General features: G+C 74.2%; 23 protein-coding genes. 16 read left to right on the top strand and 7 right to left on the bottom strand.

Going from position 1 to position 25,285, the window contains the following annotated elements:
- Window positions 1–115: 115 nt before the first annotated feature.
- Window positions 116–1,459: a hypothetical protein gene (locus AACH11_RS23185; protein WP_341376661.1), complete on the bottom strand. Its 1,344-nt coding sequence runs from the start codon at window positions 1,457–1,459 to the stop codon at window positions 116–118.
- A 392-nt stretch (window positions 1,460–1,851) separates the two neighbouring features.
- On the opposite strand from AACH11_RS23185, the gene AACH11_RS23180 reads away from it, so the two are divergent.
- Window positions 1,852–3,348, top strand: a complete 1,497-nt coding sequence (locus AACH11_RS23180) for an aldehyde dehydrogenase (NADP(+)) (RefSeq protein WP_341376660.1) — start codon at window positions 1,852–1,854, stop codon at window positions 3,346–3,348.
- A gap of 24 nt (window positions 3,349–3,372) precedes the next feature.
- On the opposite strand, the gene AACH11_RS23175 is transcribed toward AACH11_RS23180, so the two are convergent.
- From AACH11_RS23175 to AACH11_RS23165, 3 genes are all read right to left on the bottom strand, one after another.
- The gene (locus AACH11_RS23175) at window positions 3,373–5,121 is read right to left on the bottom strand and encodes an ATP-binding protein (RefSeq protein ID WP_341376659.1); all 1,749 of its coding nucleotides are present in this window, start codon (window positions 5,119–5,121) and stop codon (window positions 3,373–3,375) included.
- A 160-nt stretch (window positions 5,122–5,281) separates the two neighbouring features.
- Window positions 5,282–5,833, bottom strand: coding sequence for a GNAT family N-acetyltransferase (locus tag AACH11_RS23170; protein ID WP_341376658.1), 552 nt, complete (start codon window positions 5,831–5,833; stop codon window positions 5,282–5,284).
- Window positions 5,830–6,423: a helix-turn-helix domain-containing protein gene (locus tag AACH11_RS23165; protein ID WP_341376657.1), complete on the bottom strand. Its 594-nt coding sequence runs from the start codon at window positions 6,421–6,423 to the stop codon at window positions 5,830–5,832. The genes AACH11_RS23170 and AACH11_RS23165 overlap by 4 nt, the downstream gene beginning before the upstream one ends.
- A gap of 233 nt (window positions 6,424–6,656) precedes the next feature.
- Between AACH11_RS23165 and AACH11_RS23160 the strand changes: the two genes are divergently transcribed.
- Entirely contained in the window at window positions 6,657–7,265 is a 609-nt protein-coding gene (locus AACH11_RS23160; RefSeq protein WP_341376656.1) for a PEPxxWA-CTERM sorting domain-containing protein, read from the top strand.
- Window positions 7,266–7,342: 77 nt separating this feature from the next.
- On the opposite strand, the gene AACH11_RS23155 is transcribed toward AACH11_RS23160, so the two are convergent.
- Window positions 7,343–8,017 carry an alpha/beta hydrolase gene (locus AACH11_RS23155; RefSeq protein ID WP_341376655.1) on the bottom strand — a complete coding sequence of 225 codons (675 nt, stop codon included), beginning with the start codon at window positions 8,015–8,017 and terminating at the stop codon, window positions 7,343–7,345.
- Between the two features lie 49 nt (window positions 8,018–8,066).
- Complete coding sequence (locus AACH11_RS23150) at window positions 8,067–9,353, bottom strand: LysR substrate-binding domain-containing protein (RefSeq protein ID WP_341376654.1); 1,287 nt, start codon at window positions 9,351–9,353, stop codon at window positions 8,067–8,069.
- Between the two features lie 303 nt (window positions 9,354–9,656).
- Here AACH11_RS23150 and AACH11_RS23145 point away from each other — a divergent pair, with 303 nt between their 5' ends.
- From AACH11_RS23145 to AACH11_RS23120, 6 genes are all read left to right on the top strand, one after another.
- Window positions 9,657–11,117, top strand: a complete 1,461-nt coding sequence (locus AACH11_RS23145; RefSeq protein WP_423228805.1) for a D-serine ammonia-lyase — start codon at window positions 9,657–9,659, stop codon at window positions 11,115–11,117.
- A 32-nt stretch (window positions 11,118–11,149) separates the two neighbouring features.
- Window positions 11,150–12,490, top strand: a complete 1,341-nt coding sequence (locus AACH11_RS23140; RefSeq protein WP_341376652.1) for a DSD1 family PLP-dependent enzyme — start codon at window positions 11,150–11,152, stop codon at window positions 12,488–12,490.
- 181 nt (window positions 12,491–12,671) lie between these two features.
- The gene (locus AACH11_RS23135; protein WP_341376651.1) at window positions 12,672–13,607 is read left to right on the top strand and encodes a DMT family transporter; all 936 of its coding nucleotides are present in this window, start codon (window positions 12,672–12,674) and stop codon (window positions 13,605–13,607) included.
- A gap of 222 nt (window positions 13,608–13,829) precedes the next feature.
- Window positions 13,830–15,185: a ChuX/HutX family heme-like substrate-binding protein gene (locus tag AACH11_RS23130; protein WP_341376650.1), complete on the top strand. Its 1,356-nt coding sequence runs from the start codon at window positions 13,830–13,832 to the stop codon at window positions 15,183–15,185.
- Window positions 15,186–15,293: 108 nt separating this feature from the next.
- A complete protein-coding gene (bfr, locus tag AACH11_RS23125; RefSeq protein ID WP_341376649.1) occupies window positions 15,294–15,761 on the top strand; it encodes a bacterioferritin in 468 nt (155 codons plus the stop codon).
- Window positions 15,762–15,852: 91 nt separating this feature from the next.
- The gene (locus tag AACH11_RS23120) at window positions 15,853–16,320 is read left to right on the top strand and encodes a copper resistance protein CopD (RefSeq protein ID WP_341376648.1); all 468 of its coding nucleotides are present in this window, start codon (window positions 15,853–15,855) and stop codon (window positions 16,318–16,320) included.
- 33 nt (window positions 16,321–16,353) lie between these two features.
- On the opposite strand, the gene AACH11_RS23115 is transcribed toward AACH11_RS23120, so the two are convergent.
- Window positions 16,354–17,250, bottom strand: coding sequence for a LysR family transcriptional regulator (locus AACH11_RS23115; protein ID WP_341376647.1), 897 nt, complete (start codon window positions 17,248–17,250; stop codon window positions 16,354–16,356).
- A 281-nt stretch (window positions 17,251–17,531) separates the two neighbouring features.
- Between AACH11_RS23115 and AACH11_RS23110 the strand changes: the two genes are divergently transcribed.
- The 8 genes from AACH11_RS23110 (at window position 17,532) to AACH11_RS23075 (ending at window position 25,258) form a co-directional block, all read left to right on the top strand.
- On the top strand, window positions 17,532–18,467 hold the full coding sequence (locus AACH11_RS23110; RefSeq protein WP_341376646.1) for a catechol 2,3-dioxygenase: 936 nt from the start codon (window positions 17,532–17,534) through the stop codon (window positions 18,465–18,467).
- A gap of 11 nt (window positions 18,468–18,478) precedes the next feature.
- Entirely contained in the window at window positions 18,479–18,919 is a 441-nt protein-coding gene (locus tag AACH11_RS23105; RefSeq protein ID WP_341376645.1) for a tautomerase family protein, read from the top strand.
- A 62-nt stretch (window positions 18,920–18,981) separates the two neighbouring features.
- Entirely contained in the window at window positions 18,982–20,451 is a 1,470-nt protein-coding gene (locus tag AACH11_RS23100) for a 2-hydroxymuconic semialdehyde dehydrogenase (protein ID WP_341376644.1), read from the top strand.
- 100 nt (window positions 20,452–20,551) lie between these two features.
- Window positions 20,552–21,364, top strand: a complete 813-nt coding sequence (gene dmpE / locus AACH11_RS23095; RefSeq protein ID WP_341376643.1) for a 2-oxopent-4-enoate hydratase — start codon at window positions 20,552–20,554, stop codon at window positions 21,362–21,364.
- A 20-nt stretch (window positions 21,365–21,384) separates the two neighbouring features.
- Window positions 21,385–22,179 (top strand): 2-oxo-3-hexenedioate decarboxylase, encoded by a 795-nt coding sequence (gene dmpH, locus AACH11_RS23090; protein WP_423228804.1) that lies wholly within the window; start codon window positions 21,385–21,387, stop codon window positions 22,177–22,179.
- A gap of 31 nt (window positions 22,180–22,210) precedes the next feature.
- Window positions 22,211–23,197, top strand: coding sequence for an acetaldehyde dehydrogenase (acetylating) (locus tag AACH11_RS23085; protein WP_341376641.1), 987 nt, complete (start codon window positions 22,211–22,213; stop codon window positions 23,195–23,197).
- Window positions 23,198–23,271: 74 nt separating this feature from the next.
- Window positions 23,272–24,297 (top strand): 4-hydroxy-2-oxovalerate aldolase, encoded by a 1,026-nt coding sequence (gene dmpG / locus AACH11_RS23080; RefSeq protein ID WP_341376662.1) that lies wholly within the window; start codon window positions 23,272–23,274, stop codon window positions 24,295–24,297.
- 13 nt (window positions 24,298–24,310) lie between these two features.
- Window positions 24,311–25,258, top strand: coding sequence for an SDR family NAD(P)-dependent oxidoreductase (locus tag AACH11_RS23075; RefSeq protein WP_341376640.1), 948 nt, complete (start codon window positions 24,311–24,313; stop codon window positions 25,256–25,258).
- Window positions 25,259–25,285 lie beyond the last annotated feature (27 nt).

The raw sequence follows: 25,285 nt of genomic DNA, 5'->3' as shown, positions 1-25,285 counted from the left end.
CACAAACGGCCCTCACACCGCTCCCGCTGCGCATCGGCTCCCGCCTCCTCGCGCCACTGCGGCAATCAGCAGCCATGCGCTCCCCACGGTCGATCGGCGGTTCGTTCACGGCTTGTCAGCGGACGCCAGACATCCCCTGCGGCGAGGCCACGGCCGTCACCGGGACGGGTGCTGCGGGTGACGGCGTACCGCGACCCACGGTGGTGCCCGCGGCCGCCGGCACCCAGCGACTCAAGCTGACGCGCACGGCATCGCCGTCCTGCAGCAGCAGCACGGCCCGGCGTGCGCCATCGGCACCGTCCTGGAAGGTCAGCTGCCATTGGCCGGCGCCGGGCGAGGCCTCCAGCACGGCGGCCGTCGGGGTGGCGGCCCCCGCTGCGGTGGCGCCCGCCACCGGCCGCAGGCCGACGCCGCCGGACGCCTCCAGCGCCGGCAGGCCGGCGCGCGCCGCCTGTTCCTGCGCGGCCTGGCCGCGGTAGAACTCGACCAGCTGCGCCCAGGGCACGGTGCTGTGGGCCGTCAAGGCCAGCCAGTGGCCCAGGCCCGGGCGCTCCACGCGCTGTGCGGTGTCCGGCAGCACCACGGCCGCCGGCGGCAGCGGCAGGCCGAGCGCCGCGGCATCGACCGCCGGACGCAGGCCGTCGGCAGCCGCTGTGTCGGCCACCGCGGGGGGGACGGTGCCGGTCGCGCCGACCGCACCCGTCGCGCCGGCCGTGGCGCCGTCCGGCACGAAGGCGCTGCGGTGGGCATCCGCGGCGCTGGTGGTGGACGCCTCCGGCCGCGTCATCCAGTGCGCGCCCAGCTGCCAGACCCCGACCAGACCGACGACCAGCACGGCCACCTGCAGCAGCCGGCGCTGGCCGCGGCGGCCTTCATCCTCGGCCCGCCGGACCGGACGCCGGGACCGCCCGCCGCCGCCACGGCGGCCGGACGGTACCTCCGCCCCGTCGCGACCGGCACGCCGACCCGGGCCATCCGGTGCGTGACGGGCGGCGCGCGCGGGCGAGGCATCGGCCGCCGACGACCGCGCGGACGGCCGGGCCGGCCCATCGCCGGATGCGGGCGGCAGATCGGCCGGCGCGGCGCGGTGCCCGGTCGCGCCACGGGTCGGCGTCACGCCCGCAGGGGCGGCATCGGGCTCCGCCCGGCGCCGGGACGCGGCACGCTCGGCATCCAGCACGGTTTCCTCCCACGACGGCCAGGGGCCGCCGGGCGTCGCCTGGCCGGGGTGGACGACGGCCAGGGCCGAGTGAGTCAAATGGGCTGAATGGGCTGAATGGGCCGACCGGATCGCCGGGCCGCTGCGCGGCATCTCGGTCGCGCCGAACGGGCGGACCGGACTCTGCCGCAGGCGCATCGCCGCCCGCTCGCGCGCGACGTGCTCTTCCATCGGCAGGTCGGGTGCGGCGGTGCGGGCCCAGGCCAGGCCTTCGGCGGTGGTGATGCGGAACAGGGACATGGCGGATCGGATCTGGCCGCGACGGCGGCCGCAGCCTTCGCCCGCTTCCGGTGGAAGGACCGGACACACGGCGCAGGCCTGGAGGCCCGGGGCCGGCGGCGCGGACGGCACCGGGCCAGCCGGGATCGGGCGGACGCGTCGACCATAGCGGCGCCCCCGATGCCCCGATGTGGGCCGGATGTGACATGGGTGAGCAAGCGCAAACAGCAGCCGCGCCACTGCACAGGACGTCACGCGCGGTCGGCCGGCGCGTCGGGCTGCAAAACGGCGATGACAACGGTAACATCGGCGCTGTCGCCCGTGCCTGGCATGGGTCCGATCCACCGCCGCCCCCCGTGCGGACCGTCTTCCGACGGCCTGTCCGGCGCCCCGCGGCCCTCGCCCGAACCGCCATGACTTCTGTCGTCTCCTACGATGCCCGCACCGGCCAGGTGCTGGGTGAACTGACCGCCCACACCCCGGCCAAGGTCGACGCCGCCTGCGAGGCCGCGGCCGCCGCCTTCGGGCCCTGGCAGTCGGCCGCCGGCACCACCCGCGCCGCCCTGCTGCGCGGCCTGGCCGACGCCCTGGAAGCCGACCGCGAGGCCGTGGTCGCCCTGGCCGACCAGGAAAGCGCGCTGGGCCCGGTGCGCCTGAACGGTGAGCTCGACCGCACCGCCTTCCAGCTGCGCCGCTTCGCCACGCTGGCCGAGGCCGGCGCCCCGTTCGCCTACACCGATGATCCGGCCGTCGCCGGCCCGCCGCCGGCCGGCCATCCGGCCATGCAGCGCTGGGCCGTGCCGCTGGGCCCGGTGGCGATGTTCTCGGCCAGCAACTTCCCGCTGGCCTTCTCGGTGCTGGGCGGCGACACCGCCTCGGCGCTGGCCGCCGGTTGCCCGGTCGTCGTCAAGGCGCACAGCGGCCACCCGCTGCTGTCGGCCAAGGTGCACGGCCTGGCGCAGCAGGTGCTGGCCGCGCAGGGCCTGCCGGCCGGCCTGATCGGCCTGCTGCAGGGCGGCGGCCGCGATGTCGGCGTGCGCCTGGTGCGCCACCCGCGCATCGCCGCCGGTGCCTTCACCGGCTCGACCCAGGGCGGCGCCGCCCTGGCCGCCGAGGCCGCCAACCGCCCGCGCCCGATCCCGTTCTACGGCGAGCTGGGCTCGGTCAACCCGGTCATCGCGCTGCCGGCCAAGCTGGCCGCCGATGGCGCCGCGCTGGTCACCACGCTGGCCGGCTCGATCACGCTGGGCTGCGGCCAGTTCTGCACCAACCCGGGCGTGATCGTGCTGATCGACCAGCTGCAGCCGGGGCTGGACGCCAAGGCCGTCAACGACGCCTTCGTCGCGCAGCTGACCGAGGCCCTGCGCCCGCAGACCCCGCACGCGATGCTGACGCGCCACATGCGCGCGGCCTTCGACGGCGGCATCGCCCATTGGCGTGAGGCCGGCGCCGAGCTGCTGCTGGCCGAGACCGCCCCCGAAGGCCAGCCGCCCAAGCCGGTGCTGGCCCAGGTCAGCGCGCTGGAGTTCATCGCCAAGCACGCGCTGCGCGAGGAGGTCTTCGGCCCGGCCAGCATCGTCGTGCGTTGCGCCAGCGTCGACCAGGCGCTGCAGCTGCTCGACGCCATCGGCGGCAGCCTGACGGTCACCGTCTGGGGCGCCGAGCAGGCCTCGGACGAGGCCCAGGCCCTGGTGCGTGGCGCGATGGCGATCGCCGGCCGCGTGCTGTTCAGCGGCGTGCCCACCGGCGTGGCCGTGACCGCCGCCCAGCAGCACGGCGGCCCCTGGCCCAGCAGCACCCGCCCGGAGACGACCTCGGTCGGCGACGCGGCGATGCAGCGTTTCCTGCGCGCGGTCTGCCTGCAGGACGCCCCGGCCTGGCTGACGCAGCGCGCCGGCCGGCCGCTGTAAGCCCGCGCCAGCGCGGACCCCGCCTCAGCCGGGGCGGGGCCGCCCGGCCGTCAACCAGCGCCGCAGGGTCGCATACAGATGCGCCGGGTGGACCGGCTTGACGAGGAAATCGTCCATGCCGGCGGCCCGGCAGCGTTCGCGCTCGGCCGGTGCCGCATGGGCCGTCATCGCGACGATCGGCACCTGGATCAGCCCGTCGCGCGCGCGGACCGCGGCCGCCGCGGCCACACCGTCGAGGCCGGGCATCTCCATGTCCATCAGGATCAGGCGCTCGCCCTGGCCACAGGCCACCAGCGCCTGCAGACCATCGTCGACGACGACGGCCTGCAGGCCGGCCGCGCCCAGCAAGGCCGCCAGCACCTCGCGGTTGATCGGGTTGTCGTCGGCCACCAGCACACGGGTGCCGGCGGCCTGATGGCGCAGCCAGGCCCGGTCATCATCGTCGGCGGGCGGCGCGGCGTCGGTCGCCGGCGGGGCTGACATGGCCGCGCCAGCCTCGGCCGCCACCCCCTCGACGACATCCAGCCAGACGCTGAACCAGAAGCGGCTGCCCTGCCCGGGCTGGCTGTCCGCACCGCAGCGGCCCCCCATGATGGCGGCCAGGCGCTTGACGATGGACAGGCCCAGCCCGCTGCCGCCATGGCGGCGGGCCGTCGAGGCATCGGCCTGACGGAAGGGCTGGAACAGACGGGCCAGCTGCTCGGGACGCAGGCCCGCGCCGGTGTCGCGCACCTCGCAGCGCAGGCACACGCGCGGCGGCATCCCGGCCGCCGCCGGCAGCCGCTGCTCGACCTGCACCGCCAGCGTGACCCCCCCGCGCTCGGTGAACTTCACCGCGTTGGCCAGCAGGTTCAGCAGCATCTGCCGCAACCGGGTCGGATCGCCGCGCAGCCGCTCGGGCAGCACGGCCGTGTCGGCGTCCAGCGTCAGGCGCAGCCCCTTGGCCTCGGCCGCCTGGGCCACCAGCGCCAGCGCACCGTCAAGCAAGGGCCGCAGGGCCAGCTCGATCTGCTCGAGCTCCAGCTGGCCGGACTCGATGCGGGCCAGCTCCAGCTGGCGGTCGACCAGGCCGCGCAGGTGCTCGCTGGCGGTACTCAGGCGCTGCAGATGACCGCGCTGGGTCTCGTCCAGCGCGGTCTGCGCCAGCAGATGCGCGCTGCCCAGCACCGCATGGATCGGCGTGCGGATCTCGTGGCTCATCTCGGTGAGGAAGGCGCGACGGGCCTCCTCGGCGCGCTGCGTCTGCCGCAGCGCCCGGCGCAGGGCCAGCTCGCGCATCACCGTCTGGGCCAGTTCGCGCAGCAGGTCGATGTCGATGTCGCGCCAGTGGCGGGGCTGGAAATCGAGGGCACAGAAACTGCCGATGTGCTGGCCCTGGGCATCGCACAAGGGCACGCCGGCATAGGCCCGCAGACCCATCGTCTGCACCGTCGGCACCTCGGCATAGCCGGCGGTGCCGGCAGTGTCGTCCAGCACCAGCGGCGCGTCGTCCAGCAGCGTGTGCTGGCAGAAGGTGCGGCCGCTGTACTGCATCAGCGTGGCCAGCGGTTCGAGAAAGCCGTGCTGGCTCTTGTAGACGTCGCGCTCGGCGTCCAGCAGCGTGATGGCCACCACCGGCACGCCGATCAGGCGGCTGGCCAGCCGGGTCAGGCGGTCCAGCCCTTCGTCGGGCGGCGTGTCGAGCAGACCGGTGGCCTGCAGCGCGGCCAGACGGCGTGGATCGGACCGGGCGCGGTCGATCACGGCTTCTTCAGCGACGGGTGGCGGAGGCATGCGCATGGCGGTGAGCCAGGGGCGCAGGCGCGCCCGGCAGCGGGCAGTGGACGACGGGTGTGGCCCGTACGGCAGCCGACAGCCAGAAATTTAACGCGAGAACCGCACGGACGCGACAGGGTGAGCCCGCAGCGCGCCGTGGCAGCGCTGCAGGACCGGCTCAGCCGTCGACGGGTTGTTCCGGCGTGTCCAGCAGGCGCTGGTAGAAGGCCACGTCCAGCCAGCGGCCGAACTTGAAGCCGATCTGCGGGAACAGCCCCACCCGCTCGAAGCCCAGCGACTCGTGCAGCGCGATGCTGCCGGCGTTGGCGCTGTCGATGGCCCCGATCAGCGCATGGCGGCCCTGCGCGCGGGCACGCTCGATCAGCGCCTGCATCACGCGCCGGCCCAGGCCACGGCCGCGGTGGTCGCGGTGCACGTAGACCGAATGCTCGACGCTGTACTTGTAGGCCGGCCAGGCGCGGAAGGTGCCGTAGCTGCCGAAGGCCAGCAGCGTGCCGTCGGCCGCCTCCAGCCCGATGACCGGAAAGTCGCCGTGGCGTTTGGCCTCGAACCAGGCGGCCATGGCCTGCGGCGGGCGCGGCTGGTAGTCGTACAGCGCGGTCGAGCTGACGATGGCGTCGTTGAAGATGTCGAGGATGGCCGCGCCGTGGCGCTCCAGCGTGCAGGCCACCGGGCGGATGCCGGCGTCGGGATCGGGATCGGGGCTCATGCAGGACTCCTGCCGCGCAGCGGCGCGGCCTGGGTGGTCAGGGCCAGCGCATAACGCGCCGGTTTCGGGGTCGGGTTGTGGAAGGTGATGGTGTGGTCGAGCACCAGGCGCAGGCAGTCGCCGGCCCGCAGGCGCCAGATGCGGCCGTCGAGCGCGATCTCCATCTCGCCGTCCAGCATCCACACCAGCTGCTGCACGCGCACCGGCCGCTGCGGCGACTCGAAGCTCACCCGCTGACCGGGCGGGAACTGGATCTCGACCAGTTCCAGCGCCGGGTCCGCGCTGGCCGGCGACACCTGGCGACGCACATAGCCGGTGGCCGGATCGGTCCACTCGGCCTGCTGCGCGCGGGTGGCCAGCGGCGTCGGCTCGCCGTCGTCGTCCGGCACGGCGAACAGCGAGGGCAGCGGCACGCCCAGCGCATCGGCCAGCTTGTCCAGCACGGTGGCGGTGGGGCTGGTCTCGGCCCGCTCGATCAGCGAAATCATCGACCGGCTGACGCCGCTGGCCGCGGCCAGTTGCTCCAGCGTCAGTCCGCGGGTGCGGCGCAGGCCGTGGATGCGTCGTGCGATCTGGTCTTCGATGCCCATGAATCCATCATATTGGAACTTTCATCCAGAATGGCGGGAATCATCGGCCACGGGCCGCCGGCCGGGCCGTGCGGCTCGCGCCCCGCGCGCCCCGGTTCTCGGGCCGCCGATCGGGGGCCATTCGTGGCTTTTGCCTGGGGAACGCCGCCGCCGCGAGTGATGCGTTGATGCAACATCACCCCCCTAGAGGCGGTCCACGTCGAACCGCCCGCGACGTCGTCTGGAAACCCCACATGAACCCCATCCTGAAGCCCCTGCTGGCCGGCCTGCTGGCCGCCGGCGCGGTGTCGGCGGCCTCGGCCGACACCCTCGACCTGTCGATCTCCGCCGACCACAGCGGTGTCGACGACTTCTGGACCGCCACGCTGGACTTCGTCCTGCCGGCCGGCTTCAGCAACGCCGCCCTCGATTTCTCGCTGCTGACGGCCGACGACCGCGCGGTGGTGCAGCTCAACGGCACCGAGATCCTGAGCCTGGCGCTGAGCACGGGCAGCGGCACGGCGATGGTGATGACGGCCGGCGGCAGCGCCTCGCCGTACAGCTTCCAGTACGTCAGCGGTGACCCGATCGCGCGCATCACCGGCCCCTTCGTCGAGGGCGTGAACACGCTGAGCTTCATCGTCAACGACACCTGGAGCGGCGGCTACGGCGATCTCAGCGGCCGGCGCCATGGCGAGATCAGCGCGACCTCGCTGCAGGCCGCGGCCACCGTCAGCTACACCGCACCGGCGGTGACCAGTGCGGTGACCAGCGCGGTGCCCGAGCCGGCGACCTGGGCCCTGATGCTCGGCGGCCTGGCCGTCTGCGGCGCCGGCCTGCGCCGCGGCCGGAACCGCGGCTGAGGCCACGCGGCCGGGGGCCGGCCGTGCGGCTGCACGGGCCCCACGGCGAGCGCCACGGCCCCGAGGCCGCTCCGACCTCAGACCGCCAGCACGCGGTCCAACCAGGCCTGCAGCGCGTCGATCTCGGGCTGGCAGACCGCGTGGCCCATCGGCCAGGTGTGCCAGTCCACCGGCTGGCCGAGGGCCAGCAGCGCGTCACGCGCGGCCTCGCCGCGGGCCGGCACCACCACCTCGTCGTTCTGGCCGTGCGCCAGGAAGACCGGCAGATCGGCATTGACGGCCGAGCGCTCGGCCGCCGTGGTGGCGGCCAGCGGCAGATAGCCTGACAGGCCGGCCAGGCCGGCCAGGCGCTGCGGATGGCGCAGGCCGGCCAGCAGCGTCATCGCGCAGCCTTGCGAGAAGCCGGCCAGCACGATGCGGTGCGCCGGCACGCCGCGGGCGATCTCGCGGTCGATCAGCGCATGGACGTCGGTGATGCTCTGGCGCAGGCCGGCCTCGTCTTCCGGCCGGTCGCCGCCGATGTCGGCCGCGTACAGGTCGTACCAGGCCGGCATGCGGTGGCCGCCGTTGAGGGTGACCGGGCGCGGTGCGGCATTCGGCAGCACGCAGCGCACGGCGCCGGTGCGACGGAAATCGAGGGCGCGGCACACCGGCAGGAAGTCGCTGCCGTCGGCGCCCAGGCCGTGCAGCACGATCAGGCTGGCGGTGGCGGGCTCCGCCGGATGCAGTTCGAGCGTGGACAACATGGGCATGGTGCGGGGTGGCGGGACGGTGCCGCGCGATCGGTCGACGGGGCGCGCATCATCGCCGATGGGCGACATCGCCGGCCGGGACGCCCGCGCCATCGACCAGCACCAGCCCATGCTGCAGCAGGCGCTGGCGCCGGGCCTGGGCCTCGGCGGCCAGGGCATCGCGCAGCCAGTCGCGCAGCAAGCCGAGCGCGGGTGAGGCGGCCGCCGCCGACGAGGCCACCAGCCAGTAGCGCGCCGGGCTGAGCACGGCCACCCCCCAGGGCGCCAGCAGCCGGCCCTCGGCCAGCTCATCGGCGACGAGCGACCAGCGCGCCAGCGCCACCCCCTGGCCGGCCTGGGCCGCCGCCACCGACAGCTGCACCAGGTTGAAGCGACGGCCACCGGCCAGCGCGGCGGCCCAGGCCTCGGGCGGCGCCAGGGCCGGTCCCGCCCCGGCGCGGGGCGGCGGCTCGACACCGGCCGCTGGCGCCTTGTCGGCCCGGTCAGCCCGGTCGGCCCGATCAGCCCGGTTGTCCCCGTCGGCCCTGTCCGCCCGCCCCGCCGGCCCGGCGAACAGGCCGAGCAGCGGCGCCAGCGCCTCGGCCGACAGGCGTGCCACGGCGCCGCCACCCGCGCTCAGCCGACGGGCCAGCGCCGCCGGCTCGTGCCGCAGGCCGGTGGCCACGGCCGCCAGCCAGCAGCCCCACTCATCACTGGCGTGGGCGCCCGGCCAGGGCTGGTCATCGTGCAGCAGATCGGCGGGCTGCACGGTCCGCCGTGGACTGGCCAGCCAGGACGGCGCGGCCACCGGCAACAGCCATTCGTCGAGCAGCGGCTCCACATGCTCGCCGGCCGGGGGCTCGGGCTGGTAGCCGATCCAGGCGTCCAGGCCCTCGGCCGGCAGATCGCGCGGCACCGTGAACAGGCTGACCACCCGCAGCGCCAGCCCCGGATGGCGGCGGAAGCAGTCGCCCAGCCGGGGCGTCAGCCAGCCCATCGCGAACGAGGGCGCACAGCCCAGCGCCAGCGTGCCGTCGGACGGCGGCAGGCGCAGCTGGGCCACGGCGCTGGCCAGCGTGGCCAGGGCCGGCGCGGTCATCGCGGCCAGGCGCCGGCCGTCGGGCGTGAGCGCCAGCGCCCGCGGCCGGCGCTCGAACAGGGTGCGGCCCAGCCATTCCTCGAGCAGCCGCACCTGCTGGCTGACCGCACCCTGGCTGATGCACAGCCCATCGGCGGCCTGGGTGAAGCTCAGGCAGCGGGCGGTCGCGTCGAAGCAGCGCAACCAGGACAGGACGGAGGCGTTCAGCGGGGCGCCGGACGGCGCGGACAGACGCCGCAGATCATCAGTGACACTCATGCCCGGACCACTATAAGCCGCTTGCCCGCACCGCCCGCCCACGCCAGCATCCGCGCCATGACCGAGATCACTGCCACCGATGCGCCGGACCACAGGCCCGGCCTGACGCCCTCGCCCTCGCCCTCGCCCGTGAGCGCCCACGCACCCGCGGCGTCCACGACAGTCACCCTGCCGGGCGACGCGCCCGCCCGCGCCGCGGCACCGGCGATCGACGTCCCCTGGGCCGGCCCGCTCGACCTCGATGCCCTGCGCCAGGGCCGGCCGCTGCTGTGGACGCAGGACCGCGCCGGCCATCCGGTCCGCCTGCCGGCCGCGCCGCAGGAGCGGGATGACGCGGCCCGACCGGGGGGCCACCCGACCGGGGCCGGGGCCAGGGCCGGGATCAGCACAGGGACCGATCCCGACACCGCCCCTGCGCACGCCGCCGAAACCGAGTCCGACGCCCTCGCCGCCGCCCTGCCCGACGCCGAGGCCCGGCTGGCGCGCTGCGCCCCGGTGCTGGCCGCCTGCGACCCGGCCCTGGCCGCGGCCGGCGGCGTGATCGAATCACCGCTGCTGGCGCAGCCGGCGCTGCAGGCCGCGCTCGGCCTGCCGCAGGCGGCCGGCGCGCTGTGGATCAAGGCCGACCACCAGCTGCCGCTGGCCGGCTCGGTCAAGGCCCGCGGCGGCTTCCACGAGGTGCTGCTGCAGGCCGAGACCCTGGCCCGCCGCCACGGCCTGCTGGCCGCGGACGCGCCACCGGCGCCACCGGCGCCTCCGTCACAACAGGCCGCCGTGCTCGCCTCACCGCAGGCCCGTGCGCTGTTCGCCGAGCACGAGATCGCGGTCGGCTCCACCGGCAATCTGGGCATGGCCATCGGCCTGATGGCGGCGGCGCTCGGCTTTCGCGCCACCGTCCACATGTCGGCCGAGGCCAAGGGCTGGAAGAAGGACCGCCTGCGCCGCCACGGCGTGCGGGTGGTCGAGCACACGGGCGACTATGCCGCCGCGGTCGCCGCCGGGCGCGCCGCCGCCGAGGCCGACCCGCGCGCCCATTTCGTCGACGACGAGCGCTCGCGCGCGCTGTTCCTCGGTTATGCGGCCGCCGCCCGCGGCCTGGCGCGGCAGCTGGCGGACGCCGGTCGGCGCGTCGATGCCGAGCATCCGCTGATCGTCTGGCTGCCGTGTGGCGTCGGCGGCGCGCCGGGTGGCATCGCCTGGGGTCTGCAGCGGCTGTTCGGTGCGCACGTCCACCCCTTCTTCGTCGAGCCGGTGGCCTCGCCCTGCCTGCTGCTGCAGCTGCTGGTCGCCCATCCGGCGGTGTGCGCGGCCCATCCCTTGCTGGCGCAACTGGCGCGTGCGCCGCAACCGCCCGCCGTCTACGACATCGGCCTGGACAACCGCACGCTGGCCGACGGCCTGGCGGTGCCGCGGGCCTCGGCCCTGGTGGCCGAGCAGGTCGGCCACCGGCTGGCCGGCGTGCTGACCGTCACCGACGCGCGCCTGCGCGCGCTGATGCGCACCGCCCACACGGCGGCCGGCCTGCGGCTGGAGCCCTCGGCCGCCGCCGCGCTGGACGGCCCGCTGTGGCTGGCCCGTGCGCAGGCGCTGTCGGACAAGGCGGCCGCGGACGGCGCGGGCGATCTGGCCGCCGCCCGCGCCTGGCTGGCACGCAGCGGCGTCGGCGCGCATCTGGCCCGGGCCACCCATGTCGCGTGGACCACCGGCGGCGCGCTGCTGCCCGATGCCGAGTTCGCCGCCGCGATGGACGGCCCGGCCGCCTGAGACGCCCCATCACCTCCGCCCCCCGACCGACGATGCACACGCCCTCCTCCTGGCAGGCCCCGCCCCTGCCACAACCCGGCCAGGCGCTGGCCGATCTGCCCACGCCCACGCTGTGGCTGGACGCCGCCGCCTTCGAGCGCAACCTGCGCCGCGCCCAACGCGCGGCCGACGCGGCCGGCGTCGCGCTGCGCCCGCACGGCAAGGCCCACAAGTGCCCGGAGATCGCCCGGGCGCAGATCGCGCTCGGCGCGGTCGGCATCTGCTGCCAGAAGGTGTCCGAGGCCTGGCCCTTCCTGCAGGCCGGCGTGCGCGACATCCTGATCAGCAACCAGCCCGCCTCGGCCGCCCAGGCCGACTGGCTGGCCGGCTGGGCGGCACCCCGCGCCCGCGCGGCCACGAACGGCACCGGCACCGGCACCGGCACCAGCATCAGCACCTGCCCGCCAGCCAGCCCGCCGACCGGCCACCCCACCGCCCCGGGCGACACCGTCAACCCGGCCGCCGAGCCGCCCTGCCCCGCGGACGCACCACCACGCCTGGCCATCGTCGTCGACGACCGGCGCCAGATCGACTGGCTGGACGCCGCCACCCGGCGCCACGGCAGCCGGCTGCAGGTGCTGGTCGAGATCGACGTCGGCCAGGGCCGCTGCGGCGTGCACGACGCGCAGGCCGTGCGGGCGCTGGTCGCGGCCATCGATGCCGCGCCCGGCCTGGACTGGGACGGCCTGCAGGCCTACCAGGGCGCGCTGCAGCACCTGCGCGGGGCCGATGAACGCCGTGCCGCCGTGCGCGCCGCCGCGCAGCGCACGCGCGCCATCGTCGAGGCCCTGCGCGCCGACGGCCGGCCGCCACGCCGCGTGAGCGGCGGCGGCACCGGCAGCCTGGCCTTCGACCTCGACCCGGCGCCCGATGCCGAACGCGTGCTGACCGAGCTGCAGCCCGGCAGCTACGCCTTCCTCGACCGCGACTACGCCGACAACCAGCCCGATGCGCACAGCCTGGCGAGCGACGCCGTGTTCGAGCCGGCGCTGTTCCTGTCCAGCACCGTCATCAGCAGCGCTGGCGACGCGGTGCGCCGCGCGGGCGCCCCGTGGCGCCGGGTGCTGGACGCCGGCCTGAAATCGCTGGCCACCGACAGCGGCCCGCCGCGGCCGTGTGCGCCGCAGGCGCCGTGGTCGCACTGGCAGGCCAATGACGAGCACGGCGTGGCCGACTGGCCGGCCGACGCGCACCCGCCGGCCGCCGGCCAGGTGCTGCAGCTGATCCCCGGCCACTGCGACCCGACCTTCAACCTGCACGACACGCTGGTGGTGGTGCGCGACGGCCGCGTCGAGGCGGTCTGGCCGATCGCCGCGCGCGGCTGCAGCCGCTGACGGCGGCGCTGCAGTGCGGCGGCCGGGCCCAGCCGTCCGGCGCCGATGCACAGCCGGGCCCGGGCCGCGCCCGCTGGCGACAGGGGGACCGGCCGCCACAATCGGTCGCCGCCGCCTGCGATGCCCAGCCGCAGGGCACCCGCGGCACCCCGCCGCAGCCTCCCCTCGCCGCCCAGAGCCCGTGACCCCAGCCGCCCGCCACCGCCTCGCCCTGATCCTGCTGTGGGTGACGCCCGCGCTGTGGTCGTCCAACTACCTGATCGCCCGCGTGGCCGATGGCCGCATCGCGCCGCACCAGCTGGCCCTCGGCCGCTGGACGCTGGCCTGCGCGCTGCTGCTGCCCTGGGTCGGCCGCACGCTGTGGCAGCAGCGCGCGGTGCTGCGCGCCGAGGCCGGCCGCACGCTGGTGCTGGGCGCGCTCGGCATGTGGATCTGCGGCGCCATCGTCTACATGGGCGGACAGGGCACGACGCCGGTCAACATCGCGCTGATCTATGCCGCATCGCCGGTGGCCATCGCGCTGCTGGACACGCGGTTGAGCGGCCAGCGCATGGCGCTGACCCAGCGCGTGGGCCTGATCTGTGCGCTGGCCGGCGTGCTGCTGGTCATCAGCAAGGGGCAGCCGCTGTCGCTGCTGTCGGTGCGGCCGAACCCGGGTGACGGCTGGATCGCGCTGGCGGCCGTCAGCTGGACCGCCTACTCGCTGCTGCTGGCGCGCTGGCGCTCGGCCCTGGCGCCACTGCCGCGGCTGGCGGCGATCGCCGCGGGGGGCGTCGTGGTGCTGCTGCCGTTCACGCTGCTGGAGGCGGTGCTGACGCCCACCCCCGCACTCGGGCCCCAGGCCTGGGGCCTGATCGTGCTGGCCGCGCTGCTGCCCGGCGTCTTCAGCTACGGCGCCTACGCGCTGATGATGCGCGAGCTGGGACCGGCCCGCAGCGCGCTGGTGCTCTACCTGGCGCCGCTGTACGGCGCGCTGCTGTCCTGGCTGCTGCTGGGCCAGCCGCCGCAGGCCTACCACGCGGCCGGCGCGGCGCTGATCCTGCCCGCCATCTGGCTGGCCACGCGCAAGCCCGCGCCGCCGGCCATCGGCCGCCCAGCCACCGACACGTCGCGCTGAGCCGCCCGCGGACGTCGGCAGGGCGCGATCGCCTCGCTTGCCATATGCGAATGGTTCGCATTACCATGCAAGCCTGACGGCCCCACACACGCCCGCCGCACGATCGGCCGCCCGGGCGCGGGGCGTCCTCACGGCCTTCTCCGCCGCTCCCGACCCACGCCCGCCGCCAGCCTGAGGCCAGCCCTGCGGACCTGATGCGCCGCCCTGTGCGGCGGACGTCCCATGGCTGCATTTCCCGCTCCCCGGCGCGCTGCCGAACCGGCGCTCCGGCCGGCCCCGCCCCGCCAGAACCCCTGGCAGGTGATCGACGACGGCCCGGCCGCGCACCTGGCCCGCATCGATCGTCTGGGCCCCGGCGCCCGCGATGCCCGCATCGTCGGCCACACCCAGGATCTGCGCCGACGGCTGCGCGGCGACACGCTGGGCTGGGCGGCGCTGCAGCCGCTGGTGGCCGCCGCCATCGGCATCCGCGAGCGCCAGCTGCTGGAGGCCCATCTGCACCACCCGACGCCGCCCTGCCCGGACAGCCACAGCCTGCAGGTGCGGCCGCTGCCGCTGGACGCCGACGGCCTGCACACGGCCCTGGCCACGCTGTGGCCCTTGCGCATGCTGGCCCAGGGGCGCCACGGCAGCCTGCGCTGGCAGGCCGGTGCGCCCCCGTCCGCCGAGGCGCTGCAGGCCGCGGGCCTGGGCCATGACGCCGGCAGCGGCGGCAACAGCGGTCCGCTCGGCAGCGGCTCGTCCGGCAGCGGCGCGGGCCACGAGAGCGCCGGCGACGACAGCCCGCGGACCGAGGGCCGCGTCTGGGCGGTCGAGGCCCGCGCGCCCGATGGCGGCGTGCAACGCAGCCTGCAACTGATCGACGGCCAGGGCCGCTGCACGCTGCAGTGGCTGCTGGACGGCCCCCTGGCCCCGGTGGCCTGGCTGGACCTGATGGACGATGCCGCCCGGTCGCCGATGCGGCCGGACACCCCGCAGACGCCCGCCGGGCCCGGCACGGCCCGCGCACCGGCCCGGCCCGCATCTCACACGGCGGCCGCCCCGACGGACCGGCCCGCGCCCCCCTCCGCCGACGGCCTGAGCGCCGCCCTGCAACAGGGCTGGCGCGCGCTGCGCGATCCCCGGCAGTGGGCCCCGCTGTGCGCCACGCTGGGCCTGAGCCTGGACCAGGCGCTGCGGCTGGCCCCCGAAGGCTATGCCCGCCAGCTGGGCACCGATGCCGCGGTCGAGCTGATGACGCTGGCCGCCCAGTCCGGCCAGCGCTGCGGCCTGCGGCTGACGCCGTCGCTGCCGGTGTGCGCCGCCCAGCCGCGCGAGGTGCGCCTGCGCGACGGCTGGCTCCTGGCCGAGGGCCAGGACTTCGAGTTGCGCCTGCGCCTGTCGGCCATCGACAGCTGCTGGCTGCTGAACCGCCCCGGACGGGACGGCCTGCACCAGAGCCTGCTGCTGCTCGACCGCGAGGGCCGCGCGCTGGCCGAGCTCGGCGAGGCCGCCCACGGCCTGGCGCCGTCGCGTCCGCCCTGCGACTGGCGCCTGCTGCTGCAAGGCCTGCTGCCGGCCGCCCTGCTGTCGGCCTGATCGCACCGGATCGCGCCGGGATGACCGACCGGGCGCGTGGCGGCGTAGGATCCCGGGTATGGCCCCGACCCCGGGGCCTCCTGCCCAGCCTACCTGCGACGCGCCATCATGCAAGGTTCTCCCGCCGTTCTCGACACCCTCAACGACCTGCTGGTCTACGAACTGGCCGCCCGCGACCAGTACTTCATCCACTCGCGCATGCTGTCCGAATGGGGCTTCGAGAAGATCGCCGCCCGCATCAGCCACGAGATGGAGGACGAGACCGGCCATGCCGACGCGCTGATCCGCCGCATCCTGATGCTGGGTGGCAAGCCCAACATGGTGCCGGCCGCGCTGACCATCGGCGATGACCTGCCCGACGTGATCGCCAAGGATCTGGCCGTCGAGTACAAGGTCGTCAACGACCTGCGCGGCGCCATCGCGCTGTGCGAGCGCGAACGCGACTTCGTCACCCGCGACATCCTGATGCCCATGCTCAAGGACACCGAGGAAGACCACGCCCACTGGCTCGAACAGCAGCTGCGCCTGATCAAGGCGGTGGGCCTGGAGAACTACCAACAATCGCAGATGTCCTGAGCGGCGATCGGCCCGGTGCGGACGGTGGGGTCCGCGCCCCGCCACGACACCGGTCGGGTTCCCGCCTCAGCGCGGACCCACCGGAGTCGAGATGAGCCTGAACCTGTACGTCAGCCTGCTGGCCCTGCACCTGCTCGGTGCGATGGTATGGACCGGCGGCCATCTGGTGCTGGCGCTCGCCGTCCTGCCCCGCGTGATGCGCGAGCGCTCGGTCGCCCGCCTGCGCGATTTCGAGGCCGGCTTCGAGCGCGTCGGCATGCCCGCGCTGCTGCTGCAGGTGGCCACCGGCCTCGGTCTGGCCCATCTGCGCTGGCCGCACGGCACGGCGCTGGCCGATCTGCTGCTGCCGGCCACCTGGCAGCTGCCGGGCGTCACCGGCATCGTGCTCAAGCTGGCCCTGCTGGCGGCCACCGTCATCGCCGCGATCGACGCCCGCTTCCGCCTGATCCCCCACCTCAGCCCCGCCACGCTGCCGGCGATGGCCCGCCGCATCGGGCTGGTGACCGTCCTCGGCGTGGGCTTCGTGCTGACGGGGCTGGGCCTGCGCTTCGGGCTCTGACGCGCACGGCGCGCGGCCCGGCCGCCGCGGCGCTCAGCCGCCGACCCGCCCCTCGGCCACCGCACGCCGCATCGATTCCAGCAGCGCCTGCAGGATGACCGAGCCGTCGTCCTCGCGGTAGATGCAGCACAGGTCGACCCGGGCCGCGTGCGCCAGCGGCCGGAACGCGATGCCCGGCAACTGCAGCGAGGTGGCCGAGCGCGGCACCAGGCACATGCCGCAGCCGGTGGCCACCAGCGTCAGCGCGTGCACCACGTCGCCCACCTCCTGCGCCACCTGCGCCTCGAAGCCGCTGTCGCGGCACAGCTGCAGCGCGCGGTCGATGAAGCTGGGCCGCGAGCCGGTCGGATAGAGCACCAGCGGCTGGCCCTCCAACGCGGCGGGCGCCACCGCATCGGCCGCGGCCAGCGCATGGCCGTCGGGCAGGGCGACGTACAGCGGCTCGGTCAGCAGCGTCTCGCTGACCAGGCCGTCGACCGGCCGCATCAGGCGGTTGAAGGCCAGGCTGACCCGGCGGTGGCGCAGCGCATCGACCTGCTCCTCCTTGTCGAGCGTGTGCAGCACGATGTTGACCTCGGGATAGGCCTCGCGGAAATGCCGCAGCAGCTGCGGGATGGGGCCGAAGATGCCCGAGCCGAAGACCGCCACGTCCAGCCGCCCCATCAGCCCCTGGGCCGCCTTGTTGGCCCGCTCGGCCGCCCGCTCGGCCATGGCCAGGATCTGGCGCGCGTCGTCGTAGAGCACGCGTCCGGCGTCGGTCAGCTCCACGCCGCGGCCGGTGCGGCGGAAGAGCTGGGCGCCGATCTCGTCCTCGATCTGCTGGATCTGCCGCGTCAGCGGCGGCTGCGAGATGTGCAGGCGCAGCGCCGCACGGCCGATGTTCTGCTCCTCGGCGACGCAGACGAAGTAGCGCAGGTGACGCAGTTCCATGCCGGCTCCAGCGGGCGATCCATGTCGCGCATGACGCGCGTTGGGTGATCCGTGCGGCGGCAGGCGCCATCAGGGAAAACCATACCATTATCTTCGCATCACATCCACCAGACATGCCTTTCAGGTATGTCTGCAAGGCCTGGATGGTATTGGACGATGCCCTCCCCCGGCTCCTACAGTGGCTCCCATGCGTCGCACCGGAGCGTCTTCCGGTGGGCGCGACGAGCGGGCCCGGCCGTCAGACCGACCGTGGACGGCCCGCCACCACAGGAGACTTCGACATGGCCATGACAGGCGTGCTTCGCCCCGGACACGTGCAGATCCGGGTGATGGACCTCGATGCGGGCGTGCACCACTACCGTGACGTGCTCGGGCTGGAGGAGATGGGCCGCGACGCCAGCGGCCGCGTCTTCCTGCGGGCCTGGGACGAGCGCGACCACCACAGCATCATCCTGCGCGCCGCCGACCGCGCCGGCATGGATTTCTTCGGCTTCAAGGTCGACAGCGCCGCCACGCTGGACAAGCTGGAGGCCGACCTGCGCGACTGGGGGCTGAAGACCGAGCGCATCCCCGCCGGCGAGCTGCTGGAGACCGGCGAGCGCGTGCGCTTCGAGATCCCCAGCGGCCACCTGATCGAGCTCTATGCCGACAAGACCTTCGTCGGCAACCAGCTCGGCCAGGTCGACCCCAAGCCCTACTCGACGCGCTTCGACACCGGCATCGCGCCGATGCGCTTCGACCACGCGCTGCTCTACGGGCCGAACGTCGACCAGGTGCTGGAGCTGTTCACCAAGGTGCTGGGCTTCCATCTGGCCGAGTACGTGACCCTGCCCGGCTCCGACATCCCCGGCGCCCTGTGGCTGTGCTGCTCGAACAAGGCGCACGACATCGCCTTCGTCATCCATCCGGAGCCGGGCAAGCTGCACCACGTCTCGTTCTACATGGAGTCGATCGACCGCGTCTTCCGGGCCGGCGACATCATGGCCGCGCACGACGTCAAGGTCGACATCGGCCCGACGCGCCACGGCGTGACCCGCGGCGGCACGATCTACGCGTGGGATCCGTCGGGCAACCGCTTCGAGACCTTCTCGGGCGGCAACTCGTCCTATCCCGACCAGCCGCCGATCCGCTGGACCTGGGAGGGTCTGGGCGAGGGCGGCGGGCTGGATGTCGTGCACCGCAAGATGCACGAGACCTTCCTGACGGTCGTGACCTGAGGCCCCGCACGATGCCGATCGCCCACATCCACGTGCTGGCCGGCCACCCGCGGCCGGTGCTCAAGCAGCTGCTGCGCGAGGCCTCGGCGGCCTTCGCCCAGGCGCTGGACGCGCCGCCCGAACGGCTGCAGGTCTGGATCACCGAGGTCGACCCGGAGCTCTACGCGATCGCCGGCGAGCCCGCCGACGAGGTGCTGGCCCGCACGCCGCGTGCGCAGGCCGAGATCCCGCTGATCCGCATGGCGCTGATGGAAGGCCGCTCGACCGAGACCCTGCACCGGGTGATGGCCGCGCTCAGCGCGACCACCGCCCGCGTGCTGGGCGGCGACCCGCAGCGTGTGCGGGTGCAGATCGACCACGTCCACCCGGACCGCTGGGCCATCGGCGGCGTGCCGGCCAGCCAGGCCCGCGCCGCCGAGCTGGCCCGCCGCGCCGCCGGCCAGGGCGGCTGAGCACCGCCGGCCCCTCGTCTCCTCATCTCCTCACTTCGCCTTCCATCGACCGCGAGCGCCCCATGACCGACACGCCGCAGACCCTGCATTTCATCAACGGCCAGTTCGTGCCCTCGGCCAGCGGGCGCCGCTTCGACAAGCGCTCGCCGCTGGACAACCGCCTGCTCTACCGCGTGGCCGAAGGCGGCCAGAGCGAGATCGACGCGGCGGTGGCCGCCGCCCGCGCCGCGCTGCACGGCGACTGGGGCCGCATGCCCACCGAGAAGCGCCTGGCCCTGCTGCACGCGGTGGCCGACGGCATCACCAAACGCTTCGACGACTTCGTCGCGGCCGAGGAGGCCGACACCGGCCAGCCGCACCACGTGATCGCGCATGCCTTCGTGCCGCGCGGCGCGGCCAACTTCAAGATCTTCGCCGACGTGGTGAAGAACGTGCCGACCGAGAGCTTCCGCATGGACACGCCGGACGGCGCCGGCGCGCTCAACTACGCGATCCGCAAACCCAAGGGCGTGATCGGCGTCATCAGCCCCTGGAACGCGCCCTTCCTGCTGATGACGTGGAAGGTGGGCCCGGCACTGGCCTGCGGCAACACCGTCGTCGTCAAGCCGAGTGAGGAGACACCGGCCACGGCTGCCCTGCTGGGTGAGGTGATGAACGCGGTCGGTGTGCCGCCGGGCGTCTACAACGTGGTGCACGGCTTCGGCCCGGACGCGGCCGGCGAGCAGCTGACCCGCCACGACGACGTGGCCGCCATCACCTTCACCGGCGAGACGCGCACCGGCGCGGCCATCATGAAGGCGGCGGCCGACGGCATCCGCGACGTGAGCTTCGAGCTCGGCGGCAAGAACGCCGGCATCGTGTTCGCCGACTGTGACTTCGATGCCGCGGTGGAAGGCATCTTCCGCTCGGCCTTCATGAACACCGGCCAGGTCTGCCTGGGCACCGAGCGGGTCTACGTCGAGCGGCCGCTGTTCGAGCGCTTCGTCGCCGCGCTGAAGGCCCGCTGCGAGGCGGTGAAGTACGGCCGGCCGTCGGACGCCGGCAGCAACTACGGCCCGCTGATCAGCCAGGAGCACAAGGCCAAGGTGCTGTCCTATTACGCGAAGGCCGTGGCCGAGGGCGCCACGCTGGTGACCGGCGGCGGCGTGCCCGAGATGAGCGGCCCGCTGGCCGAGGGCGCCTGGGTGCAGCCCACGATCTGGACCGGCCTGCCCGAGACGGCCAGCGTGGTGCGCGAGGAGATCTTCGGCCCCTGCTGCCACATCCGCCCCTTCGACACCGAGGACGAGGTGATCGGCCTGGCCAACGCCAACCGCTACGGCCTGTCGACCACGATCTGGACCGAGAACCTGCGGCGCGCCCATCGCATGGCCGAGGCCGTCGACGTCGGCATCACCTGGGTCAACAGCTGGTTCCTGCGTGACCTGCGCACGCCGTTCGGCGGCAGCAAGCAGAGCGGCATCGGCCGCGAGGGCGGCGTCCACTCGCTGGAGTTCTACAGCGAGCTGCGCAACGTCTGCATCAAGCTTTGAGCCCACCCCCGCAGCGGGCAAGCCCGCTCCCCCTCCAGGGGGCGCCGCTGACGGCCCGGCGGAGCCGGTTCCGTGGCGGCTGCTGGATGAACACACGCACATGGGGAGAGACCGCGTGAGTCCTGATCTGATTCAAGAGTGCGGCGACGCGCTGTACGACGCGTGGCGCGAACGGCGCACGCTGGCGCCGCTGCTCGAACGCCATCCCGACATCACCGTGACCGACGGCTACGCGATCCAGTCGCGCTACGTGGCGCGGCGGCTGCAGGCCGGCGAGCGCGTCGTCGGCAAGAAGATCGGCGTCACCAGCAAGCCGGTGCAGGACCTGCTCGGCGTCTACGAGCCGGATTTCGGCCAGCTGACCTCCGACATGGTGTGCACCGAGGCCGACGGTGTCGACCTCTCGACGCTGATCCAGCCCAAGGCCGAGGCCGAGCTGGCCTTCGTGCTGGAGCGAGATCTGGTGGGCCCCGGCATCACCGCCACCGACGTGCTGCGCGCCACCGCCTACGTCACGCCCTGCTTCGAGATCGTCGACTCGCGCATCCGCGACTGGAAGATCAAGATCCAGGACACGGTGGCCGACAACGCCAGCTGCGGCGTCTTCCTGCTCGGCCAGGCCAAGGGCAACCCGCGCAAGCTGGACCTGACGCTGGCCGGCATGGTGCTGCAGCGCAACGGCGCGCTGTTCTCGACCAGCGCCGGGGCGGCCGTGCAGGGCTCGCCGGTCAACGCGGTGGTCTGGCTGGCCAACACGCTGGGCCGGCTCGGCCTGCCCTTCCGCGCCGGTGAGGTGATCCTGTCGGGCTCGCAATCGCAGCTGCTGACGGTCGCCGACGGCGACGAGCTGACCTGCCACATCGGCGGCCTGGGCCGCTGCACCGCCCGCTTCCATGGAAAGGCCGCGCTGTGAGCACGACGAACCCGCTGAGCATGGGCCGCAGCCTGGATGAGCGCCTGCTGCAGGCCCTGACCGACCGCGTGGAGGCCGCGCAGACCACCGCGCGCGCCATGCCCAAGCTGACCGACGAGGTGCCCGGCATGACGCTGGGCGACGGCTACGCGGTGCAGCTGGCGCTGCGCGACCGCTGGCTGGCCACCGGCCGGCGCCAGGTCGGCTGGAAGGCCGGCCTGACCTCCAGGGCCAAGATGGACCAGATGGGCGTGCGCGTGCCCACCGTCGGCTTCCTGCTGGCCGACATGGCCCGGCCCGAGAGCAGCGCGGTGCGCACCGATGACCTCGTGCATCCGCGCGTCGAGTGCGAGATCGGCTTCGTGCTCAAGGCGCCGCTGGCCGGCCCCGACGTCACCCGCGAGCAGGTGCTGGAGGCCACCGACTTCATCGTGCCGGCCATCGAGGTCATCGATTCGCGCTACGCCGGCTTCAAGTTCGACCTGCCCAGCGTGGTGGCCGACAACTCCTCGTCGGCCCGCTACGTCACCGGCGGCCAGCCCTGCGGACCGCACGACCTGGACCTGTCCAGCCTGGGCGTGGTGCTGGAGCGCAACGGCGAACCTCAGGCGATCGCCGCCACCGCCGCGGTGATGGGCCATCCGGCCGATGCGGTGGCCCTCGTCGCCCAGGTGCTGCATGCGCTGGGCGAGGCGCTGCCGGCCGGCAGCTTCGTGATGAGCGGCGGCATCACCGAGGCCTTCGCCGTCAAGGCCGGCGACTTCGTCTGCGCCCGCTTCCAGTCGCTGGGCAGCGTCGGTCTGCGCTTCGTCTGAGCGCATCGACCCCTCATTTCCGGAGTTTTCCATGTCCTCATCCCCCACCGCGGCCGGCGCAGGCCGCGGCCGCAGGATCCGCTGCGCGCTGATCGGCTCGGGCAACATCGGCACCGACCTGATCTACAAGCTGCAGCGCAGCACGGTGCTGGAGCCGGTCTGGATGGTCGGCATCGATGCCGCCTCCGAAGGCCTGGCCCGCGCCCGCGCCCTCGGCCTGAAGACCACCGCCGACGGCCTGGCCGGCCTGCTGCCGCACGTGCAGGCCGACGGCATCGAGATCGCCTTCGATGCCACCAGCGCCTACGTGCATGCCGAGAACGCGCGCCAGCTCAATGCGCTGGGCGTGCTGATGGTCGACCTGACGCCGGCGGCCATCGGCCCGCTGTGCGTGCCGCCGGTCAATCTGCAGACCCACGTGGACCGGCTGGAGATGAACGTCAACATGATCTCCTGCGCCGGCCAGGCCACGATCCCCATCGTGCATGCCGTCAGCCGGGTGCAGGCGGTCGACTATGCCGAGATCGTGGCCAGCCTGTCGTCGAAGTCGGTCGGGCCGGGCACGCGGGCCAACCTCGACGAATTCACCTACACCACCAGCGATGCGCTGGTGCGCGTGGGCGGCGCACGGCGCGGCAAGGCGCTGGCCATCATCAACCCGGCCGAGCCGCCGATGATCATGCGCAACACCGTCAGCTGCCTGCTCGACGAGGCGCCCAAGGAGCAGGCGCTGATCGACTCGGTGCTGGCCATGATCGAGCAGGTGCAGCGTTATGTGCCGGGCTACCGCCTGGTCAACGGGCCGCTGTTCGACGGCAAGCGCGTGACGGTCTTCCTGCAGGTCGCCGGCCTCGGCGACTACCTGCCGACCTATGCCGGCAACCTCGACATCATGACCGCCGCCGCCTGCCGCACCGCCGAGATGTTCGCCCAGGAGATCCTGGACGGCCGGCTGACGCTGCAGGCCATCCCGCTGACATCGACGAACGCCAACGCCGCATCCAAGGAGCCCTCGTGAGCACCGCCCCGTCCACGCCGACCGCCGGCGCCACGCCCTGGTTCGATGACGCCGCGCTGCGCGGCCGCCGCGTGATGCTGCACGACATGAGCCTGCGCGACGGCATGCATGCCAAGCGCGAGCAGATCTCGGTCGAGCAGATGGTGCGCATCGCCAGCGCGCTGGATGCGGCCGGCGTGCCGCTGATCCAGGTCACGCACGGTGCGGGCCTGGGCGGCAACTCGCTGCAGCACGGCTTCGCGCCGCACAGCAACGAGGAGTACCTGAGCGCCGTCTGCCCGAGGATGACGCAGGCCAAGGTCTCGGTGCTGCTGATCCCGGGCCTGGGCACCATGCGCGAACTGCGCGCCGCCCACGACTGCGGCGCCCGCAGCGTGCACGTGGCCACCCACTGCACCGAGGCCGACACCGCGCCGCAGCACATCGCCCGCGCCCGCGAGCTGGGCATGGACACCACCGGCTTCCTGATGATGGCCCACCTGAACAGCCCCGAAGGGCTGGCACGCCAGGGCCTGTTGATGGAAGGTTATGGCGCGCAGACCATCTACATCACCGATTCGGCCGGCTACATGCTGCCCGGCGACGTGACGGCCCGCGTGCAGGCGCTGCGCGCGGTGCTCAGGCCCGAGACCGAGATCGGCTTCCACGGCCATCACAACCTGGGCATGGGCATCGCCAACTCGCTGGCGGCGATCGCCGCCGGGGCCAGCCGCATCGACGCCTCGGTCGCGGGCCTGGGCGCCGGTGCCGGCAACACGCCGCTGGAGGTCTTCGTCGCCGTCTGCGACCGGCTGGGCATCGTCACCGGCTGCGACCTGTTCCCGCTGATGGACCTGGCCGAGGACGTGGTGGTGCCGATGATGGACCACGCGGTGCGGGTCGACCGTTCATCGCTGACGCTGGGCTTCGCCGGCGTGTACTCGACCTTCCTGCTGCACGCGAAGAAGGCCGAGGCCCGCTTCGGCGTGCCGGCGCGCGACATCCTGGTCGAGCTGGGCCGCCAGAAGATGATCGGCGGCCAGGAGGACATGATCGAGGACACCGCGATGACGATGGCCAAGGCCCGCGGCCTGCTCCAGGACGTGGCGCGTCGCGCCTGAGGGGAGAGGGCCGATGTCACCGCCCCTGGACGCCGCTGACGGCCGCCGTGCCGGTGCCGCCGCCCCCATGACCACATCCACCGCCATGCCCGCGGGCCACGGGCCGGAGCTGGCCGTCGTCGTCGGCGCCACCGGCGCGATGGGCCGGGTCATCGTGCAGGCGCTGCTGGCGCGCGGCCTGCACGTGATGGCCGTCGCCCGTTCGGCCGACGCGTTGGCCGGGCTGAAGGCCGAGGTCGAGGCCGCTGCGAGGGGCCATGCATCGGGCCTGGCCCCGGGCGTGACACCGGACCACGCCGCCCGTCCGGCGGCGCCCACCGCGTCCGGCACCGCCAGCGCAGCCGCCACCCTGCACCTGTGCCCGACCGACATCGCCGACGACCGCGCCATCGCCGACATCGGTGCGGCCGTCGCCGCGCTCGGCCGGCCGGTGCGCATCGCCGTGCAGGGCGCCGGCGTGGCCACGGCCGGCGGCGTGCTGGAGGCACCGACGGCCGCGCTGGTGCAGGCGGTCGACATCAAGGTCGGCGGCCTGGTGCGGCTGGTGCGGGCGGTCGAGCCGGCGCTGCGGCGGCAGTCGCGCATCGTGGCCATCGGCGGCCACTACGGCTTCGAGCCCAGCGCCTACGCGGCCACCGCCGGCGTGGCCAATGCCGCGCTCGCCAACCTGGTGCGGCAGTACAGCTGGGCACTCGGCGAGCGCGGCATCACCGCCCATCTGGTGGCCCCCGGCCCGGCCGACACCGAGCGCCTGCACCGCGTGGCCGCCGCCCGCGGCGCACGCGACGGCCAGTCCACGGCCGAGGTGCTGGAGGCGATGCGCGCCGAGTCCGCCATCGGCGCCTTCACCACGCCCGAGCAGATCGCCTGGGCCATCGCGCTGCTGTGCGATCCGCAGGCCGACGCACTGGCCGGCGGCACGCTGTTCATGGACGCCGGCCGCCGCAAGGGCCTGCCCTGAGCCCGCGCCCGCGGTGCGCGACAGGCC

Source organism: Pseudaquabacterium rugosum (assembly GCF_038066575.1).
Taxonomy (GTDB): Bacteria; Pseudomonadota; Gammaproteobacteria; order Burkholderiales; family Burkholderiaceae_C; genus Pseudaquabacterium; species Pseudaquabacterium rugosum.
The sequence above is the reverse complement of the archived record's forward strand: the minus strand, read 5'-3'. Positions and strand labels throughout refer to the sequence as shown.

Excerpts from the sequence above, each read along its gene's own strand:
- AACH11_RS23100 (WP_341376644.1), top strand. The coding sequence starts at position 18,982 with ATGACCGACACGCCGCAGACCCTGCATTTCATCAACGGCCAGTTCGTG.
- AACH11_RS23105 (WP_341376645.1), top strand. The coding sequence starts at position 18,479 with ATGCCGATCGCCCACATCCACGTGCTGGCCGGCCACCCGCGGCCGGTG.
- AACH11_RS23165 (WP_341376657.1), bottom strand. The coding sequence starts at position 6,423 with ATGGGCATCGAAGACCAGATCGCACGACGCATCCACGGCCTGCGCCGC.
- AACH11_RS23150 (WP_341376654.1), bottom strand. The coding sequence starts at position 9,353 with ATGAGTGTCACTGATGATCTGCGGCGTCTGTCCGCGCCGTCCGGCGCC.
- AACH11_RS23160 (WP_341376656.1), top strand. The coding sequence starts at position 6,657 with ATGAACCCCATCCTGAAGCCCCTGCTGGCCGGCCTGCTGGCCGCCGGC.
- AACH11_RS23130 (WP_341376650.1), top strand. The coding sequence starts at position 13,830 with ATGGCTGCATTTCCCGCTCCCCGGCGCGCTGCCGAACCGGCGCTCCGG.
- dmpH (WP_423228804.1), top strand. The coding sequence starts at position 21,385 with ATGGGCCGCAGCCTGGATGAGCGCCTGCTGCAGGCCCTGACCGACCGC.
- AACH11_RS23110 (WP_341376646.1), top strand. The coding sequence starts at position 17,532 with ATGGCCATGACAGGCGTGCTTCGCCCCGGACACGTGCAGATCCGGGTG.
- AACH11_RS23085 (WP_341376641.1), top strand. The coding sequence starts at position 22,211 with ATGTCCTCATCCCCCACCGCGGCCGGCGCAGGCCGCGGCCGCAGGATC.
- AACH11_RS23075 (WP_341376640.1), top strand. The coding sequence starts at position 24,311 with ATGTCACCGCCCCTGGACGCCGCTGACGGCCGCCGTGCCGGTGCCGCC.
- bfr (WP_341376649.1), top strand. The coding sequence starts at position 15,294 with ATGCAAGGTTCTCCCGCCGTTCTCGACACCCTCAACGACCTGCTGGTC.
- AACH11_RS23155 (WP_341376655.1), bottom strand. The coding sequence starts at position 8,017 with ATGCCCATGTTGTCCACGCTCGAACTGCATCCGGCGGAGCCCGCCACC.
- AACH11_RS23115 (WP_341376647.1), bottom strand. The coding sequence starts at position 17,250 with ATGGAACTGCGTCACCTGCGCTACTTCGTCTGCGTCGCCGAGGAGCAG.
- AACH11_RS23180 (WP_341376660.1), top strand. The coding sequence starts at position 1,852 with ATGACTTCTGTCGTCTCCTACGATGCCCGCACCGGCCAGGTGCTGGGT.
- dmpG (WP_341376662.1), top strand. The coding sequence starts at position 23,272 with ATGCTGCACGACATGAGCCTGCGCGACGGCATGCATGCCAAGCGCGAG.
- AACH11_RS23140 (WP_341376652.1), top strand. The coding sequence starts at position 11,150 with ATGCACACGCCCTCCTCCTGGCAGGCCCCGCCCCTGCCACAACCCGGC.
- AACH11_RS23170 (WP_341376658.1), bottom strand. The coding sequence starts at position 5,833 with ATGAGCCCCGATCCCGATCCCGACGCCGGCATCCGCCCGGTGGCCTGC.
- dmpE (WP_341376643.1), top strand. The coding sequence starts at position 20,552 with ATGGGGAGAGACCGCGTGAGTCCTGATCTGATTCAAGAGTGCGGCGAC.
- AACH11_RS23120 (WP_341376648.1), top strand. The coding sequence starts at position 15,853 with ATGAGCCTGAACCTGTACGTCAGCCTGCTGGCCCTGCACCTGCTCGGT.
- AACH11_RS23185 (WP_341376661.1), bottom strand. The coding sequence starts at position 1,459 with ATGTCCCTGTTCCGCATCACCACCGCCGAAGGCCTGGCCTGGGCCCGC.
- AACH11_RS23175 (WP_341376659.1), bottom strand. The coding sequence starts at position 5,121 with ATGCCTCCGCCACCCGTCGCTGAAGAAGCCGTGATCGACCGCGCCCGG.